The 18139-nt window shown below is 62.7% G+C and carries 15 protein-coding genes; 2 read left to right on the forward strand and 13 right to left on the reverse strand.

Features of this window, described 5'->3' with window-relative positions; all coding sequences use genetic code 11:
- Positions 1-139: 139 nt before the first annotated feature.
- Positions 140-310 (forward strand): hypothetical protein, encoded by a 171-nt coding sequence (locus ABCW43_RS03955; RefSeq protein ID WP_345922192.1) that lies wholly within the window; start codon positions 140-142, stop codon positions 308-310.
- A gap of 3 nt (positions 311-313) precedes the next feature.
- Positions 314-2035 carry a hypothetical protein gene (locus ABCW43_RS03960; RefSeq protein WP_345922193.1) on the forward strand — a complete coding sequence of 574 codons (1722 nt, stop codon included), beginning with the start codon at positions 314-316 and terminating at the stop codon, positions 2033-2035.
- A gap of 26 nt (positions 2036-2061) precedes the next feature.
- On the opposite strand, the gene ABCW43_RS03965 is transcribed toward ABCW43_RS03960, so the two are convergent.
- From ABCW43_RS03965 to ABCW43_RS04025, 13 genes are all read right to left on the reverse strand, one after another.
- Complete coding sequence (locus ABCW43_RS03965; protein WP_345922194.1) at positions 2062-2970, reverse strand: glycosyltransferase family 2 protein; 909 nt, start codon at positions 2968-2970, stop codon at positions 2062-2064.
- A gap of 17 nt (positions 2971-2987) precedes the next feature.
- Complete coding sequence (locus ABCW43_RS03970) at positions 2988-3584, reverse strand: LbetaH domain-containing protein (RefSeq protein WP_345922195.1); 597 nt, start codon at positions 3582-3584, stop codon at positions 2988-2990.
- Positions 3571-4746, reverse strand: a complete 1176-nt coding sequence (locus ABCW43_RS03975; protein ID WP_345922196.1) for a glycosyltransferase — start codon at positions 4744-4746, stop codon at positions 3571-3573. Before ABCW43_RS03975 ends, ABCW43_RS03970 begins: the two co-directional genes overlap by 14 nt.
- Positions 4743-5849 (reverse strand): glycosyltransferase family 4 protein, encoded by a 1107-nt coding sequence (locus tag ABCW43_RS03980; RefSeq protein ID WP_345922197.1) that lies wholly within the window; start codon positions 5847-5849, stop codon positions 4743-4745. The genes ABCW43_RS03975 and ABCW43_RS03980 overlap by 4 nt, the downstream gene beginning before the upstream one ends.
- A complete protein-coding gene (locus ABCW43_RS03985; protein ID WP_345922198.1) occupies positions 5846-6883 on the reverse strand; it encodes a CgeB family protein in 1038 nt (345 codons plus the stop codon). Before ABCW43_RS03985 ends, ABCW43_RS03980 begins: the two co-directional genes overlap by 4 nt.
- Positions 6880-8496 (reverse strand): hypothetical protein, encoded by a 1617-nt coding sequence (locus ABCW43_RS03990; protein ID WP_345922199.1) that lies wholly within the window; start codon positions 8494-8496, stop codon positions 6880-6882. The genes ABCW43_RS03985 and ABCW43_RS03990 overlap by 4 nt, the downstream gene beginning before the upstream one ends.
- Positions 8493-10028: a lipopolysaccharide biosynthesis protein gene (locus ABCW43_RS03995; RefSeq protein ID WP_345922200.1), complete on the reverse strand. Its 1536-nt coding sequence runs from the start codon at positions 10026-10028 to the stop codon at positions 8493-8495. Before ABCW43_RS03995 ends, ABCW43_RS03990 begins: the two co-directional genes overlap by 4 nt.
- Positions 10029-10046: 18 nt before the next feature.
- Positions 10047-10949, reverse strand: coding sequence for a hypothetical protein (locus ABCW43_RS04000; RefSeq protein WP_345922201.1), 903 nt, complete (start codon positions 10947-10949; stop codon positions 10047-10049).
- Positions 10946-12253, reverse strand: a complete 1308-nt coding sequence (locus ABCW43_RS04005; protein ID WP_345922202.1) for a WcaI family glycosyltransferase — start codon at positions 12251-12253, stop codon at positions 10946-10948. Before ABCW43_RS04005 ends, ABCW43_RS04000 begins: the two co-directional genes overlap by 4 nt.
- Positions 12253-13224 (reverse strand): GDP-L-fucose synthase, encoded by a 972-nt coding sequence (gene fcl / locus ABCW43_RS04010; protein ID WP_345922203.1) that lies wholly within the window; start codon positions 13222-13224, stop codon positions 12253-12255. The genes ABCW43_RS04005 and fcl overlap by 1 nt, the downstream gene beginning before the upstream one ends.
- On the reverse strand, positions 13217-14323 hold the full coding sequence (gmd, locus tag ABCW43_RS04015; protein ID WP_375797056.1) for a GDP-mannose 4,6-dehydratase: 1107 nt from the start codon (positions 14321-14323) through the stop codon (positions 13217-13219). The genes fcl and gmd overlap by 8 nt, the downstream gene beginning before the upstream one ends.
- A 184-nt stretch (positions 14324-14507) precedes the next feature.
- Positions 14508-16784, reverse strand: coding sequence for a polysaccharide biosynthesis tyrosine autokinase (locus ABCW43_RS04020; protein WP_345923330.1), 2277 nt, complete (start codon positions 16782-16784; stop codon positions 14508-14510).
- A gap of 138 nt (positions 16785-16922) precedes the next feature.
- Positions 16923-17993, reverse strand: coding sequence for a polysaccharide biosynthesis/export family protein (locus ABCW43_RS04025; protein WP_345922204.1), 1071 nt, complete (start codon positions 17991-17993; stop codon positions 16923-16925).
- Positions 17994-18139 lie beyond the last annotated feature (146 nt).

The raw sequence follows: 18139 nt of genomic DNA on the forward strand, positions 1-18139 counted from the left end.
GCGGATAGTCGCCTGGCGGCTCGGAGCCCGAGGAGATCGGAATGGGAAAACAGCACTTCAGACACGGAATCAACGCGGCGGGCGCCGGATGTGCTCGCATCGGCGGGAGCCGGCTGGTCGGCGTTCGCGGCGGGAGGGGATGATGCTGGATCTCGGACTGTCCCTGACAGGCCCCGGCGCCTTTCCCATCGGCGGCGGTGAGCCGCCCGAGGAGGACGGGCTCATCCTGACGGATGCAGACGGCAATACGCTTGCCGACGCGCAAAACAATCAACTCACGATCAGCCAACTCACCGGTCCGGAGGACTGAACGATGCCATCGCGCCAGATTCCGAAACTCTACATTCCTTCCGATGCCACCGAGGCGGCGATCCGGGCCGTGCATGCGGCAGCGGTCGCGGCAGGCGGCGGGGGCACCATTCTGCTGCCGGATGCGGTGATTGCGCTGACGGAGCCGCTCCCGGTCGCTTCCGGCATCGGTTATCAGGGGGTGCAGCCGGTGCTCGACTATCTCAACGACACCGTGCCGGACAGCGGATGGGATTTCGCCGGCGGCACCGTGCTTGCCGGCGACGGGTCGTTTCCGGCGTTTGCCGCCAACGATGCCGATCTCGGTTCGCCGCCCGCTTACATCACCGACGACTGCATCACCGGCTGGCGTTGCGAACATATCGGCTTTACCGGATTCACACGGGCGATCAGCATCGGGGCCGTGAACAATATCGGCCTGCAGTTTTCCACCATCCACGATCTCTTCATTCGCGAGTGCGGCGACTGGGGCCTGTTCCTCGCCAACTTCATGCACACGGATGTCTCGCGCATCTGGACGCATCTGTGTGAGAACGGCCAGTACTACAGCGCCCTGCTGCCGGCCTCGACACTGATGCCCGGAAATAGCCGCTTCGATTCGCTCTTCAACATCATCCCCGCCGATGGCCGGGACAACCGGCTCTGCCGGGGCATCGTGTTCGAAGCGGGCGGCAACGGCACGCATCTCAACGAGATCTATGCCGACCGCATCCAGAACAACGCCTTCAACCGGACCGAACTTCTGGTGAACGCGACATTCTCGAACGGCTCGGCGAATATTGCCGTTCCGGACGGCGGCAAGTTCCGCCCGCGCATGCCGGTCACCTTCACAGGCAGCAATTACGGGATCACGGCCGGGCGGATCTATGTCGTCAAGTCGGTGAGCGGCAACACGATCCAGATCGGAAACGCATTTACCTCCCCGGCCTTGACCGCGTCCGGCAGCGGCTCGCTGACCCTCTCGTCCTGGGGCATGTCCTGTTTCGAGCTGAGTTCCCGCAACGACGGCGCATTCGTCTCCAATTCGCGATTTCTCGGCGTGGACGCGGAGGGTGGCTCCGGCGCGGGTGTCTATGTCGAGAACGCGCAGGGCTGCGACCTCAACATTTCCGAAGTGCCCGGGGACAAGAATGCCGATATTGTCGGGCGTGCCGCCGGCTTCAGCCGGTTCTACAGCAGCAATACGACGGTGACGGATTTCGATACGGCCTCGGCCACCAGCCAGTTTCACGGCGCACGCGGGATTGGCCGTCAAGCACTGCTGTCGGGCCTGTGGACAGACCAGACCCGCGGCGGATTGGCGGCGTTCAACATTCGTGGCGATGCTTGGGAGAACCAGGGCGATTTGGAAGTCAGGGGCGGCAACAGCTTCATCTATCCCCGCTTCGGGATGGGAATGAAATCGACGCTCAAGACTGAGAACACGGTGCTCCATCCGCTGGATGCCGGCCTCGTCACCTTCGATGGCTCGTCGACGCTCGTCTGCACGCTGCCCGCGATCACGAATTCGTCGGATACGTCCTCGCTGGTAGGATTGCCGTTTCATATCGTCAACGCCGGATCGGCGGATCTGGCGGTCAATACCAACGGCACACAACTCTTCAACAAGGTATCAGGCAAAACCGGCTATATGTTGAATGCCGGCGAAAGCCTGCTGGTGGTCGCCGCCGAAGGAGCGGGCTCGACGCTCTTCTGGGCCGCGTTTCCAAGCGGAGGGGTTGCCTGAACCGCTGTGCTTCACGGGCTGTCGCCTTAGAGCGGCAGTCCTGTCAATCGTGCCAGCGCCGCGCGCTTTTCGTCAGGCGTTGCCAGCGAGCGGATCGACCGGTCGAATTCCATGACCTTCGCGCCGACGAGGAAACGATACCAGTAACCTTGCAGGACATGGTAGATCAGCCCTTCGCGGCCATCGAGGAAGCCCAACTGGCCGACATAGCGGAACAGGAAATAACCGAGCGCAGCGACCAGAAACGGAAACCGGTTATAGATCTGCTCTTTGATGCGCCGTTTAATGGAGGCCTGACGTGAGGAGACGGCTTGCGAACCGGCAGGTTGTTTCAAAAACAGGCCATGGCGCCGGCCGAGCACGTCAACGGCTTCAAGGGTCGCATAGCCGTTATGCTTGCCCGTGAAGAAGCCGAGATCGTTGAGATTGTGATCCGAAAACGGCGCATCGAAAAGCACTGTACGTCCCTTCACGACGATGTGCTCATCCATCCAGCGGTCTTCGACATGCCCCTGTCCCCGCCGCCAGATGCGGGTGAGGATGAGCGGATAGCGACCGCCATGGCGAATCCAGCGTCCCAGAAAAATGTGTTTTCTCTTCAGGTTGACGCCTGCGACATCGGCGGCAAGAGAGGGGAGCTTCTCAGCGATCTCGACCGCCAGTTCGGGTTCGATCACCTCATCCGCATCGAGCCGCATCACCCAGTCGGCGGTGATCGGCGCATGGTCGAGGCCCCACTGGAACTGTCTGGAGTAATTGACCCAGGCATTGCTCAGAACCGTTGCGCCGAGCGACCGGGCGATTTCGACCGTGCCGTCGGTCGAGAAACAATCGATGACGAAGACCTCGGACGCGAATGGCGCGACGCTTTTCAAGGCCCGGGCGATATGGCGCTCTTCGTTGTAGGTGAGGATGAGGACGGCGAGGTTTGTCATTCGATGATTTGTCCCGGTTACAAGCGCAACCGCGCCGGGAGGGTGGCGGGCGCGTCTTTCTCTAAGCGCCGCCGCAATTTTCCCGCTGGATTGCCGGCATAGATCGTCCAGGGTTCGAGAGGGCGAAACGTGACGGCGCGCGCGCCGAGCACGGCCCCCTCCCCGACGGCAACGCCCGGCCCGACAAACGCTTCCGCCGCGATCCAGGCATTCGCACCGACGGCGATGGGTTTCGTAACCAGCTGGAAATCCGCATCGTCGACATCATGCGTGCCGGTGCAGAGATGGGCTCCCTGTGAGACGATGGCGTGGGTGCCAAGCTCGATGCGATCCATGCAGTAACAGTTCACGCCTCTTCCGAGACAGGAATACGCGCTCATGGCAAGGTTCGGCGGATACCAGACCTCGACGCCGGGATAGATTCGCGCCGTGCGGTCGATCCGGGCTCCGAAACGGCGCAGCAGAAACCGGCGCCATGCAAACAGCGGCACCGGCGTCCAGCGGCCGAAAAGGCTCCAGACGAGGTTCCACGCGAACCGGAACAACCGATGTCTCAGCGGGAAGCTCGGGGCTCCCGCCCGCGGATTGTACGTCTTCGCGTCAAGCGGCTTCATGAAGGCCTCGTGCGGAGATGGAGTGCAGGATGGTGATGAGATCGCGCGCCGCCGCCTCGATGCGGAAATGCCGTTCGAAGCCCGCGCGGGCATGGGCGCGCATGGCGCTTTTGGCGTCGTCGGGGAGAGCGAGCCAGGACCGGAGCAGGCTTTCGATGCCCTGCGATGTGTCGGTTCCGACGAGGCCGCCACCGCTCGCCTTCACTTCACGCCAGATATTGACCTTGTCGGTCAGCAGGACCGGCGTTGCGCAGGCCATGGCTTCCGCGACGACGATGCCGAAGTTCTCCTGATGCGACGGCAGGACAAAGGCCTCGGCGGCCCGGAAGCCACCCCACTTGGCATCGCCTGCCACCATGCCCGGCCAATGGACACGATCGGTCATGCCCGCCTTCGCGGCTTGCGCCAGCAGTTTCGACTTCAGCCCGGATTGATCCGGCCCCGCCATCACCAGGTCGAGATCAGGCTGGAGCGCGGCGATCCTCGCGAAGGCTCCAACAAGAAGATCGCAGCCCTTCTTTGCATGGAAACGGCTGAGGAACAGCAGGAACCGTTTGTCCTTCAATTCCGGCAAAAGCCGGTGGAATGCGGCAAGCTGGTTCTCCGCGCCGGCTGGCGGATCGGCCGTGCCGAAGGCGACGACCCGCTCCGGGTAACCATGCCCCCGGAAAACGCCGCGCGCCCGGCGGCGCTCTTCTTCGCAGGTAAAGAGCACCGCCGCTGCATCCCGGAGAACCCTGCCCTGCCAGGCAAGCCAGAACGCCTGCTTGGTAATGTGCTTGAACGGATGGGTTTCGCGGAACCATGGATCCATCATGCCATGGGCGAAGACGACATAAGGCAGGCCGGCCCGCCGCACTGCCGACCATCCGCCGACGGAAGCATGGTTCCAGAGCCCGTGGATGATCGCGGCATCGAAACGATGGGCGTTCGCGGCGATCCAGCGCGCTAATTCCGGCGTATACCCGTATCTTCGGGCCCATCGCCCGCACGCATGAACGGGAAAGGGAAACTCTCCCGCATAGGGCGCCGAAGGCTTGTCCAGCGTGACGGCTTCCACCGCATGGCCCAGACGCGCCATTTGCAGGCCGGTCAGCCGCAGCGCTTCGATCGGGCCTCCGGTTTCGGGATCGGCGCTCGCAATGATGTTGAGGATTCTCATGGCAGCTCCGCGATGATTTTTCCGAGATTTTCCTTGAAATGTTCCATGAGATAGCCGGAGCGGACTTTTTCCGCCCCCGCCTCTCCCATCGCCGCTGCCATGTCCGGCTGGGCGAGAAGCATCGCCATTTTCTCGGCAAGCGTTTCGATATCCCCAGGGTCCACGGCAAACCCGTCGGCTCCATCGGTAATGATCTCCGCCGCGGCATCCTGCGTGCCGCAGATCACCGGCAGGCCGTGCAGCCAGGCCTCCAGGAAAACGATACCAAAGCCTTCCTTGGACGAGGGCATCGCGAAAAGAGAGGCTTGGGCGTAGATCCCGGTCAGGCTCGCATCCGATACGCGGCCAAGGAATTCGACCCTGTCTTCGACCGCAAGCTCACGGGCCAACGACGCCAGTTCCGGCTTGAGCGGCCCTTCGCCGACGACCTGGAGAATGCATTCCACATTCCGGCGCTTGAGCAGAGCCACCGCCTTGATCAGGGCGTCGATATTCTTGCCTCGGTCATGCCGATCCAGCCGAGCGACCGTCAGAATGTTGCGACCGCTCTTTTTGGGCTGCCGGTCGATGTCGTCGACTGCGTTCGGAAAGAGCGTGAACATCTCTGCGGGAAGCGTGAACGCCTTCCGCATCCTGTTTGCAGTGAAGGCGCTGACGGAGGCAATGCGATTGAGCGCTCTCGCCATAAGCGGTTCATAAAACCGCATGCGGCGATAGGCAGGGTCGTTCCAGACCTCGTCGCCATGGACGAAAAGCACGAGTTTGATTCTCGGAGCGACCAGCTTGCAGATGAGCCCGACGGGCAGGAGGTTGATATGCCCGAGAAACAGGATGCGGCAGTGACGGGAAGCGGCAGCGGAGTGAAGGATGAAGTCCAGGCGCCGAGAGCCAAAGGCGCGGATTGCGGCCGACGTGGCTTCGGGAATGTCGGCGTTAGCATCGCGCATGATGTGTACGACCGGCCGCTTCCAGCCCCGGTCGCCGCAAATCTCCGCCAGGGCAGCGGCAACTCTTCGATTGAAGCGCTGAATACCGCCTATCCGGCCATAGGTGTTCAGGGCCAGGAACAGAATGCCGCGATTGTGGGCCTCCACCTTCCTCATCGCGCGCCGCCTTGCGTTATCCCAGCAACCTGCTCGACGATCCGGCGAGCCAGGACCTCGTTGTAGGTCCCGTTCGCGAACGACCGCCGGTGCCCGGCATCGGCAATCGTTTGGCGCCAGCTGTCATCCGCCAAAAGCCGTTTGCAAGCCTCTGCGCAGTCATCCGCTCCGTCGAAGAAGACGGCTTCCTCACCCTCCTTATAGAGCTGTTGATGATGCGGAGTGCGGGGAGCGCACATGGCAGTGCCGATGGCGGGGATTTCGGCGGATCGCGTCGTATGCAGGTCGGCATTTTGGCCGTTCAGCAGAACCAGAGCGATTTTGGCGCTGGCAATTGCCAGGGTGTAGTCGGACCCTTCAAGATAATCGGAGCGGATGAATGGACTGAGCAGCTTATATTCCGGCGCCCTGTTCCAGCGCGGGCCGTGGATCGTCAGCGGCACGCCCTTCTCGATCAGCCGCGCCATGAAGGCGCCGCGTCCTGGCATCCATGTGCCGACGAAGACGACATCGGACGACCGGCGGCCTTTCTCCTCCAGCGGCGGCGAGAGAGGGCGGTGCACGACCTCGTCCGCGCACTGCCAGATCGTGTCTATCCGTCTTGCACCTCTCCTCGCCATCATCGCCTCGATGCCGTCACGGCGCACGGCGACGACCAGATCGTAGTGCGGAAGGGCGCGGTGAAGGATGCGCCAGCGGAAGCGTTCCGGAGACGGGTCCAGATAGGGATTGTCGGCGTTGTAGTTGACGATGATCGGTGCCGTCTTGCGGATGGCGTCCTGGGCGGCCGGTCCGACCACGTCGCCGCAATCCACCACGGCGAGATCGAGGCACCGGCCGGCGATCCGTCTGCCGAGCCCGTTTGCCACGAGGCGATCGATGCCGGCGCCGCCTGCCCTGTTCAGCCATGGCGCCCAATGGGGCGGCAGGTGGGAATAGGGCGACAGGTGCAGAACATCGACCCCGATGCGCCGGAACGCCGCTGCCCGCTGCTGGCTGGTCCCCGATTCTGCACCGACATAGAGGAGCCTCATCGCAGCTTCACGCCCCTCGTCAGCCAGAACATCAGCGCATAAAGCAGCACGGTCTGCGGCAGCGCCCGGACAAGGTTGCCGGCCTGGACCGCGACGGATTCGTCCATGAGACCGTTCATGAAGAAGCGGACCATGCAGATGCAGGCCAGAGCCGAAAACAGCACGTGTCCGTCCCGCATCCGGATCGCGAGCGCGTCGCCGATAGTGAAATTCGCGAAGGCGAAGATGGCGAACACGACCACATAAAACGCGCCGAGAACAACGAAGCCGTCGGCGATCGACGAGCCGGTGCGGTACCCTCCCAGCTCATCGCCGGTGACCAGAAAGTTGTAATAATCGCCGGACGAAAAGGCGTTGCCGGATTTATCGAGTTCGGGCGCGAAGAGATTGAGAACCGGCGTCGGAAGCAGCAACAACAGCTGATTGATGGCGTTCTCCCGCGCAAGCCCCTCGCCGGTCTGCGACAGCGAAAGTCCGAGCGCGACGTTCCGATCGATGTATTTGGTGGACACGAAGCGCGCCAGAAGCGGGTTGTCGATGTAGATTTCGTTATAGCTGCCCTCGGCCAGGAGCCGCTCCATCTCCCGCCGGAACAGCAGCGCCTCCCGATCGAAATACGTGCCGATGGTCGAGAGGACGAGATCCTGCGACGAGATGTCGGAGCGTTCGTCACGGGCAATGACCATGGCGGTCGCAAGATCCGAGAGGATGCCCGCCGGAATGGGGCTGAGCAGGACGGCGACCGCGAGCCAGATCACACGCCGCCTCGTCAGGATGAAGCGCCCGATCACTATTGCAACGAAGAGGCAGATCAACACGGTCAGGACGTTGACCGCGAACACGCCGCGGCTGTTGCGCGCCAGCGCGATATAGAGCGCCAGGGCGCAGTAGGCTGTCAGCACGAGCCAGTTGACCGAGCGCTTTTGGTCCGGTGGGTCGATGAGGTAGCCCGCAACCGGGATCAGGAAGGGGGCGACCGAGAAGTGTGACAGGCCGGCGAGCAGCTTGAAGGCGATATCGCCGAAATTGTCCTCGCCCCATCGGTCGGCATGCGTGTACCAGGAAGCGAACGAGCCGATGAGCCCCATCCACCATAACTGCCGGTTTGTTGGGGCGAGATAGAGGCCGAGCGGCGTCGCGATTTTCCGACGAATCGCGACAGTGATCGCCTGCATGACCCGCGACTGCGTATAGAACCAGTGCAGCGCCACCACCCATAACTGCAGAAGTGCCAGGATGGAAAACGTGGTTGCCGGTGCTTCGAGGTTGAAGGTGAGCGGTTTCCAGGCGAAGGTCTGGACGATCAGGGCGGCCAGGCTCGAATGGACCTGAAAGCCGAGCACCATCAGCGTCGAGATTGGGCACCGTTCGATCCGTCTCGGCTTGGTGCAGTAGGAAAATACTAGGATGCCGATCAGTCCGGCTGAAACGGCACAGAACATGTTGGCCGTAAGAGGCGATATGGCCAACTGGATTGCCGTGCAGAGCAGGACCGCAATCGCCACGCCCCAGCGGGCTTTGGTGACGTAGCGGGAATTGCCGCGAGGTTGCCGTTGTACCGAGCGCCTGCCGAATACCGCATCGCCGCCCGCCAGACCTCCGCTCCCCGTCATGGCCCGACTCCCGCGAGAGCGGCACGCTTGCGGGTGAGGCTTGGAAAATGACTCGAGAGAGCGGCCCGCATGTTGGCTGGCAAGGACCGATAGGCCATCCACGCCGCCAGCAGCGAGCCCATCACGGCCGGAATGGATGCCCAGCCGGCCGATTGAGGCCAGACCGCCATGGCGAACAGCCCGGCGATAGCCGAGAGGCCACCGCAAACGGATACTCTGAAGGCATGGATTGGTATGCGCAACCGCAGCTTTCGGAGCACGACGCCGGCAGCCGCGGCGTAGATCAGGAAACTGGCGATTTCGGCCGCCAGAAGCGAGAAGCCGGCGCCCGGCAGCCCCCATGGGCTCAAGGTCAGATAACAACCGATCACCGTGATCAGCAGAGACATGCCGCTCGCGACGACCTGCGGCAGCAGGATATTGGTTCCCCGGACGATCGAAACCAGCGGCTGGGCGAAACCGTAAACGATGATGCAGGTGCAGAGCGAGCCGAACAGCAGCGGGTCCAGGTGGAAGTTGCCGCGGGTCCACCAGAGGAAAAGGCTGGGTGTCACCCATTGGAGCAGAAGGCAGGCGGGGCTGATGATGACCAGCACGAAAACCCAGCTTAGAGTGACCACGGCTTCCGCCGCACCGGCCTCCCCCTCCCTCAGATAACGCAAGAGCTCGGACTCGACCGGACCTGCAAGCGCATTGATGCCCTGTGTCGCGAGATTGGACAGCGTCCGGGTCGCGGTGAACGCGCCGAGAAGACCAACGCCGGCGAGCGGCGCGATCAGCAGCCGGATGCCCTGCTGGTTTCCGATTGCGAGCAGTTCGCGGAGCGACACGATCAGGCTCCTCGCGAGGTTGGACCAACCCCTGCGCAGATCCGGCACGGCAAAGCCGATTTCCTCGCGCCGCCAGAGACGAAAGCAGTCGAGATGAATGGCGATATTGACGGCCACGTTGGCGACCGACGAGAGGACCACGGCGTCGAGGACGTCACCGCCGGAAAGGACTGCGGCGAGCATCGCGAGGTTGACGACGACCAGCAGCGCAAACCGCCACCACGCCATTCTCGCGTAATAGCCGAAGGGGACGAGCGCCCGCCCGAGGATGCCGCCCACGGAGCTGGTGACGAGCCAGGTGAGCGCATAGACGATCATCGAGGCTGTGAGCTCGTCCACCAGCTCCACAGGAACGAAATCTCCGAACACTGCACCGGTCAGTCCGAAGGTCGGGACAGTCGTCCAGAAGCACAGGAGTGTGCTTCCAAGGAGAAGGGCGACGGGGATGGACGAGGCGAAGTCGCGCCTGACGGCATCCCTGGTGGCGAGGCGTTGGAACTCGTAGCCGAGGTAGTTCTGATGGCCGAGGTCGAACACGACAGACAGGGAATGGAGCGTCTGCAGCAGGATCCAGAGCCCGAATTGCTGCGCGGACCACCAGCCGAGCATGACCGGCACGCTGATCGCCTGGATCAGGATATTGCCCGCAATGAACGCCCCATTGGCGATCGAGCCCGAGATTAGCCGTACTGACACACTCATCGAAAACGCGACCTACGGCTACACGGTTGACCTTCTCAATAATTTCCGCGCGACGATGCGGACGTCCGTCGCACGGTCGGCAAGCATGTTTTCCAGGAAATCGACAAAACCGAGCGGCGCGGTTTCCTGGCTCGGGTTCATGAAAGAAGAGGCGAAGGCGGGCTGCCTGCCGGGAAAGCGGATCGCCTTTGGCCAGAACAGCGGAGTGACCGGATGGAGGTAGGAATGGGCGGGCGTCCATCCCAGCCATTTCAGGCGGAACCATTTTTGCGCATTCACCTGATGCGCGTGGCCCCAGCTGGTGATCTTTTCCCACATCTCGGCATCGCTCATGACGTAACCGTAGTGGTAGCAGGGCGCATCGACGAGGATAGTCGCAGCCGGGGTTGTCTTTCGCGCCATATCGAAGCGAACGCCGCTTTTGCAGCGGATCGCAAAACCCGCGTTCACGTCCCTGATCGAGCCATCGCTGGCGGTGAGCACCAGTTCAGGCGTTTTCCAGAAATTGTGCCATGGGGTCAGGATGCGGTCATGCCTGCGGTCCGCCGCCATGAATTTGAGCAGTGTTTCCCAGCCGCTATCCGGATAGAACTCGTCGGCATCCTGAATGACCAGCCAGTCGTAACCTTCGCGGATCGCCCGGTCGAGGCAGTCGTTGCGGCTGTCCTCCTCGGTCTCGAAATCGCTGCAGATCACCTCGATCTCGCAACTCGCGCCTTTTGCGCGGGCGAAGGCGATCGCCTCGTCCACCTTTTCCCTGGTCGTGGGGTTTGTCCTCGTGGCGCGCGAGCCGGGCAGATAGACCCAGGGACGCTCGGGGCGGACGATGAAGATCTTATCGACGAAACGGCCACAGTTCTCGACGACGTGCGGCAGAAAACGATCAACGTTGTAGGCGAGGACGTGACCGGCGACCCTCATGGCGCACCGCTGTCGATGAGCTGCCTTATGGCGATGATGGCCGGCCGTTTCGACAGTTTCTGCACGAGAGCATCCTGGGAATGCGGCTGCCATGCGTCCCGCTCGGACATCGCACGGACAATACAGGCCGCCAGGTTTTCCGGATCGTTCGGCGGCGTCAGATAGACCGCGTCCTCGACGAACCGCGCAAGTTCCGTTCCCTGGTCGGCGGTGACAAGGACAGGCCGTCCGGAAGCAAGCATGCCGCCCAGTTTGGAGGGCAGCGTCAGGTCGGCGGCATTCCTGTCCTGCGGCAGCACGTGCAGATCCGGCATGTTGAGGAACGCGTTCAGCCGGGAATAGGGCTGGAAGGCCAGGAAACGGAGATTCTCGAGATGGCCGTAACGGGCTTCGAGTTCCGGCTTTTGCGGCCCCTCGCCGGAGATCACGAAATGAATGCGCCGCTCGTCCTTGAGACGCTCGGCCGCATCGAGCAGCACGTTCAGGCCCTGCTTGGCACCGATACTGCCCGAATAGAGGACGACGAAATCGTCGCGGCCGAAGCCAAGCTCCGCACGATAGGGGCTGACGTCTTCCATGGGATGGATCTGCGCAAGATCCACCCAGTTGCGGACGACGGACAGTTTTGCGTTCGGCACGCCTTTCCTGACGAGGCTTTCCGCCATGCGGTTGGAGATTGTCACCAGCCGGTCGAACCTGGCAAGCACGCCGCGCTCGAAAACGTGGCCAAGCCTCTTCAGCCAGGCCCTGGAGCTCAAATGCCCGACCGCGAATGCGGCATCCACCTCGAGGTCGTGAACATGCAGCACGGTCCGCGCGCCGACACATTTGGCGGCAAGCTGCGCGACAGGAGCGGCAAACAGCGTCGGCTCGACGCAGAAGACGGTGACCGGGCGGCGGCGCAGGATTAGCCAGAAGACCAAAGGCGCCGAGGTGAGCGCGAAGGAGAGCGGCGCGAGGAGCCGCCAGATGCCGCTCATCTTCCGCCGCAGCATCAACGGCGCTCTCAACACCGAGATACGGCCCTCGATCTTCGAGGAATAGCGGTTCCGATATCCGGGCTGGACCGCCCAGCCGGGGTAATGCGGCGGGGTGGTCACCACCGTGACGTCCATGCCCTCGGCGGCGAGATATTCGGCGATTTCACCGGTATATCTGCCGACGCCCGCCGTTTCGGGCGCGTAGTTCATCGCATAAACGACCACGCTTTTTCGTGGCGATGTGGCAGCTGCCGTGGCCAGCCCCGGTGCGGCGTCGAACGTTTGTTCGCATTCGTCGCTGAGGGGCTGGGCGGTTGCTGTCATCAGGCAGCATCTCCGCGTTTGCGCTCGAGATACTCGCCCTTGAGGAACGCTTGGTAGGCGTCGGTTATGCCTTGCTCCAGGCCGATCCTCGGTGACCAGCCGAGCGCCCGCAGCTTGGCGGCACTCATCAACTTGCGCGGCGTGCCGTCGGGTTTGGTGAGATCATGGACGATATTCCCCTCGAAACCGACGACCTTGGACACCAGTTCGGCGAGCTCCAGGATGGTCACGTCCTCGCCGGACCCGACATTGACATGGGTCTCGGCCGAATAGGTCTTCATCAGATGGACGCAGGCGTCGGCGCAATCGTCGACATGCAGGAATTCGCGGCGCGGCGTGCCGGTGCCCCATACGGTGATGTCCGGAAGGTGGCCGGTCTTGGCCTCATGCGCCTTGCGGATCAGCGCTGGCATCACATGGCTGGATTTCAGGTCGAAATTGTCGCCGGGGCCGTAAAGGTTGGTGGGCATGGCCGAGATGAAGTCATGGCCGTGCTGCTTGCGATAGGCCTGGCAGAGCTTGATGCCGGCGATCTTGGCGATCGCATACCATTCGTTGGTCGGTTCCAGCGAACCGGTCAAAAGCGACTCCTCGACGATCGGCTGGTCGGCGAATTTCGGATAGATGCAGGACGAGCCGAGGAACATCAGCTTCTCGACGCCGACCTTGTGGGCGGCCTCGATGATATTCGCCTCGAGGATGAGGTTGTCGTAGAGGAAATCGGCCGGATAGGTGTCGTTGGCAAGGATGCCGCCGACCTTGGCGGCCGCCAGGAACACCGCGTCCGGGCGGTTCTTCTCCATCCAGGCCTCGACTTCCGCCTGGCGCGTCAGATCGGCATCGCCGCGCGACGCCGTCAGGATCTCGCAGCCCTCCGAGGCCAGACGGCGGACGATCGCCGAGCCGACCATGCCGCGATGCCCCGCGACATAGACCTTCTTTCCCGCAAGGCTGTAGATCGTCTCAGGCATGGGAGAGACCCTTGTTGCCGCCCGAGGTCGGTACATTGCGCGCCATCACCTTCAGGTCCTCCCGGACCATTTCGGCGATCAGCTGATCGAGGTTGGTCTCATGCTTCCAGCCGAGCTTCCGGTGCGCCTTGGTGGGGTCGCCGATCAGGAGGTCGACTTCCGTTGGACGGAAATAACGCGGGTCGATCGCCACGACGCATTCGCCTGATGTCGTGTCATATCCCTTCTCTTCGACACCCTCGCCGCGCCACTCGATCGGCATGCCGACCTTGGCGAAGGATTTTTCGACAAAAGAGCGCACCGTATGGGTCTCGCCGGTCGCGAGCACATAGTCGTCCGGCTCGTCCTGCTGCGTCATCAGCCACATGCCGCGCACGTATTCGCGGGCATGACCCCAGTCGCGCTTGGCGTCGAGATTGCCGAGAAAGAGGCGTTCCTGAAGACCGAGATGGATGGCGGCGGCCGCGCGCGTGATCTTGCGGGTGACGAAGGTTTCGCCGCGGATCGGGCTCTCGTGGTTGAAGAGAATGCCGTTCGAGGCATGCAGGCCATAGGCCTCGCGATAGTTCACGACGATCCAATAGGCGTAGAGCTTGGCAACCGCATAGGGCGAACGCGGATAGAAGGGCGTCGTCTCGCTCTGCGGCACTTCCTGGACCTTGCCGTACAGTTCCGAGGTCGAGGCCTGGTAGAAGCGGGTCTTCTTGGAAAGACCGAGGAGCCTGATCGCCTCGAGCAGGCGCAGCGTGCCGGTGCCGTCGGCATTGGCGGTATATTCCGGCGTCTCGAAGGAGACCTGCACGTGGCTCTGGGCGGCCAGGTTGTAGATTTCGTCCGGCTGGGCTTCCTGCACGACGCGGATGAGGTTGGTCGAATCCGTCATGTCGCCGAAATGCAGGATGAAACGCGGGTCTGCCACATGCGGATCTTCGTAGAGATGCTCGATGCGGTTGGTGTTGAAGGAGGAAGAGCGCCGCTTGATGCCGTGGACAGTATAGCCCTTGGACAGCAAGAGTTCCGCAAGGTAAGCGCCGTCCTGGCCCGTTACCCCGGTGATCAATGCTACCTTGCCGTTGCTCTTCACATTTCCAGTCATCATATCCCCCTAACGGAACCCGTCAGTCTTTAAGTGAAACGTGCACGTCTATCCGCGCAATGTGCCAGTCGCAAGCACTGAGAACACCATTGTGATGTCCCCCGGAATGCGGCGAATCCGAGACATACAGTGATTCGTAGCATCCCGGGCTTATGCCAAACATTGCAGTGAAACGCTTCAGAAAAGATCATCGGCTGTCGTCAGGCTTCTCCCTTGCCGTTTTCATCCTGCTTGCGGCGCCGGTGGAAACCGGCATCGGGTCAGGATGCGCTTCATGGTAATAGTGCGTGTAACGCGATGCATAATAGTCCGAGGAACCATATCCCTCATAAAGCTTCATCCTAGCGGCGTCGACCTTGTTGAGGACTACGCCGAGGCAACGGCCGGCGATCTGGGGTTCCGCATTCAGGGTATCCTTCACGGCTTTTCGAGATGTCCCGCCCCATTCGACGACCATGATGAAGCCATCGACACGTGGCGCGATGGCCCTCGCATCGACGACGGGGCCAAGCGGCGGCAGGTCGAGAACGATATAGTCGAATTCAACTGCCACCTGTGCCAGCAGCCTGCCCATCGCTGCCGATGCCAGCAGTTCCGACGAATGGGGTGTCCGCCGCTTTACGACTGCTGGGAGAAATCTCAGGCCGGTATCGGGATCGGTCAACATCGCGGAGGCGGGCGCACGCCCTTCCAGCAGAACGTCGAGCAACCCCTCTTGCGCATGCGGACCCAGCGTCCTGGTGGCACCCGGATTGCGAAGATCCGCATCGATCAGCAGCGTCCGGGCACTCCCGGCCAGGGTCCGGGCGAAATTCATGGCGATCGTCGATTTACCCTCGCCCGGCAGCATCGAGACGATGCCGATGACCTTGTGGGCCCTGTCGATATGGACGTCCGCCGCGATCCGGGCGCTGCGCAACGTTTCTGCAAAGGAGGAAGACGGATGCGCGGTCGCAAAGGCCGATAGCCCGTTCTTCCTCCAGACCTCCCCCTTCAAGGGCTCCGCCGGGGGGCTTCCGCCCGGCTGCGGTTCCACCAGCGGGACCGACCCGAGATATTCGAGGCCGAGAACATCCCTCACCTGTTCGCCGGTGCGGAAGAACCGATCCCGGAACTCGCGGAATGCCCCGACCGCTCCGCCGACGCCGCATCCGAGTGCGAGGCAAAGCGCAAGCACCAGCGACGGCCGCGGCTCGCTGGCGGCCGACGGCGGCGTGGCACGGGAAATGATCCGCGCCTCCGTGACGGGGAAAGACTGCTGCTGCAACGCTTCCTGATAACGCTGCAAAAAAGTCTGGTAGAGGTTCCGGTAGGTTTCGGCGGCCCGTTCGAGCTCCCGCAACTGCACCTGCGTTTCTCCCGCAGCGACGCTGATATCGGTGGCGCTTCGCACCCCTTGGGTGATCTGGCGCTCGCGCGACCGGGCGACTTCCAGCTCGCTTTGGTAGCTCCTGGCGATCCGCCTGATCTCGTCGAACATCAGCCGGTCGTATTCCGCCATATCCTGTCGAAGGCGGGCCGCCTGGACATGGTCAGGCCCCAGCCGCCTCGATATCTCGGCCTCCCGCTTCGACGACTCCAGGTACTTTTCCCGCAACGAGCTGATCACGGAACTGTCCAGCGCGTCGGTGACGATCGCGTCCCTCTCGCCGCTCGCGATGATCGCTTCGATCCGCTCGGAACGCGCCCGGGTTCTGGCCGTATCGGCACGCGCTACCGTCAGGGCGCTGTTCATTTCGGTAAGCTGCTGGTCGGAGACGAGCTTGTCATTGGCAACAACGAGGCCGTTTTCGGCGCGAAATCTCTGGACCGCCAGGTCGGATTCCAGCGAGCGCTGCCGCAGTTCCTCGATGCGCTCCTGCAGCCAGTTGCCGGCTCGCCTTGTGGCATCGTATTTGGCGTCCAGCTTGTCGGTCAGATAGGCATCCGCGATCGCGCCGGCGACGGCTGCGGCAAGCCCCGGCGATGTGGCCGTGAAAGCGATTTCCAGGACATAGGAACGCCCGACGCGCGAAACTTTCATATTGTCGAGAAGCCTCACCAGCGCCTGGCGGCGTTGCGCCTCGCTCTCATCGGGGCGTACCGGGCCATCGCCTCGCAGCCATCGCCGAACATCGAGCATCGACCGTATTTCGGATGCGGCGGCGAGCAGCGGATTTCGGCGTCCGCCCATGAATTCCGGATCGTCCTGCAGCTTCAGCCTGTCGACCGCCGACAGGCCTATCGTCTCCGAGCGCAGTAGCTCGACCTGGCTGAGGACCGACGCCTCGTCGTCCATGACCCCGCCGATCGTCGACAATTGCTCGACGACCTGCCGGTTGCCGCGGTCGATCAGCACGCTGGTCCTGGCGGTATATCGAGGCACGGCCGTGAGGAGGTATCCGATGCCAAGCGCCAGGAACACCGCGACGCAGAGGCCGACCACCCGCCACTGCCGCCGGACGATGGCGATCAGGCCATCCATGTCCAGTTCCGGAGCTTCCTCGTCGCGAGGTTCCCGCTGGTGGCGAGCGGGAAAAACGGGCCGCTGGTTCATCGCGTCACCCAACCGATGTGCGCTAGGCTCCGAACCGACCCGGGGCGGCCGCAAGCGGCCTGAATGTCAGTCGCGCCACGCATCATGACTACTCGCGATATCCCGGGTGGAGGCGGTGACCGAATTGAGGATTGTAAGGAATTTTACAAGCTCGACCGCATCGGCCGTCGATACATAGATCACGTCCTTGTCCTGCATGGGAAATTGCTGGACGGCGAAGAATGCGGCCGGGTCCCGCAAATTGGCGCGGAAGATCACCGGCACGTCTCTGGTTCTGAACCGGCTGACGTCGAGGCCGATATTGCGCAGGAGATCGCGCTCCACGAGGCGGTAGAGCAGGACCGATTGCGGCTCGGCCTTGTCATCGAGCAATCCGCCGGCCTTCGCCAAGGCCTCCCCTAGCGACAGATTGGCATCGTCGAAATCAAAACGTCCGCTTTCACCCGTCAGGCCGAAGGCCAAGAAGGTCCGGCGATTGCGATCGACGAAGATCGTGTCGCCCGGCTGCACATAGATATTCTCCTGCGGACGCTCGCTCAGCGTCCTGTAGGCGACGGTGACGCTACGGCCTCGACGCTGGAGCGTCACCGTCGCCTCCTCCTTGGGGACACTCAAACCGCCGGCCTCGGAAATCACGTCGATGATGCGGTCGCCGGCGGGGCTGAGTTCGATCTTCTTCGCCTGCTTGACGTCGCCAAGCACCGACGCCCCCATCGAACGGCTCGTCACCGTCGAGATGACTACCTGGGGCTCGATGGCGCGGTTGGCCAGCCGCTCGGTAATATCGAGCTGCACGGCATCGACCGAACGGCCCGCGGCCTTGACCTTGTCCGCGTATGGGATGCTCAATGTGCCGTCGCGGCCGATCGTCTGGTTCGGCAGGGTGATGTAATTGCCCGGGCGGGCGCCGGCATCGGCAGGAATGAATAGGCCGCCGCTCTGCGCCTCGAAGACGGAGACCTGAACGACATCGCCAACACCGAGGGTGAGTGGCGGCGGACCACTGCTGCCAGAGCCGAAACCGGCGCTCAAGCCAGGCCCTGCCGATTTCGGCAGATGGGCCAGGACTGCCTTGTTGATGTCGACGAGCGCGTAGTCGATCCCGGCCTTGTTGCCGGCGGCGGAAAAAGCCTTCACGGTTGCATTGGCCTCAACGGCGTGCGGATCCGGGCCGGACCTCGGCAGTCCCGTGCAGCCGGACAGAAACGCAATAGTAGCAAGCGTTAAAACAGCACCCAAGGAACTAAACATACGCCCCGCCATACAACCCAAAGTATGGTATC

This window comes from Neorhizobium tunisiense, assembly GCF_039631515.1.
Lineage (GTDB): Bacteria > Pseudomonadota > Alphaproteobacteria > Rhizobiales > Rhizobiaceae > Neorhizobium.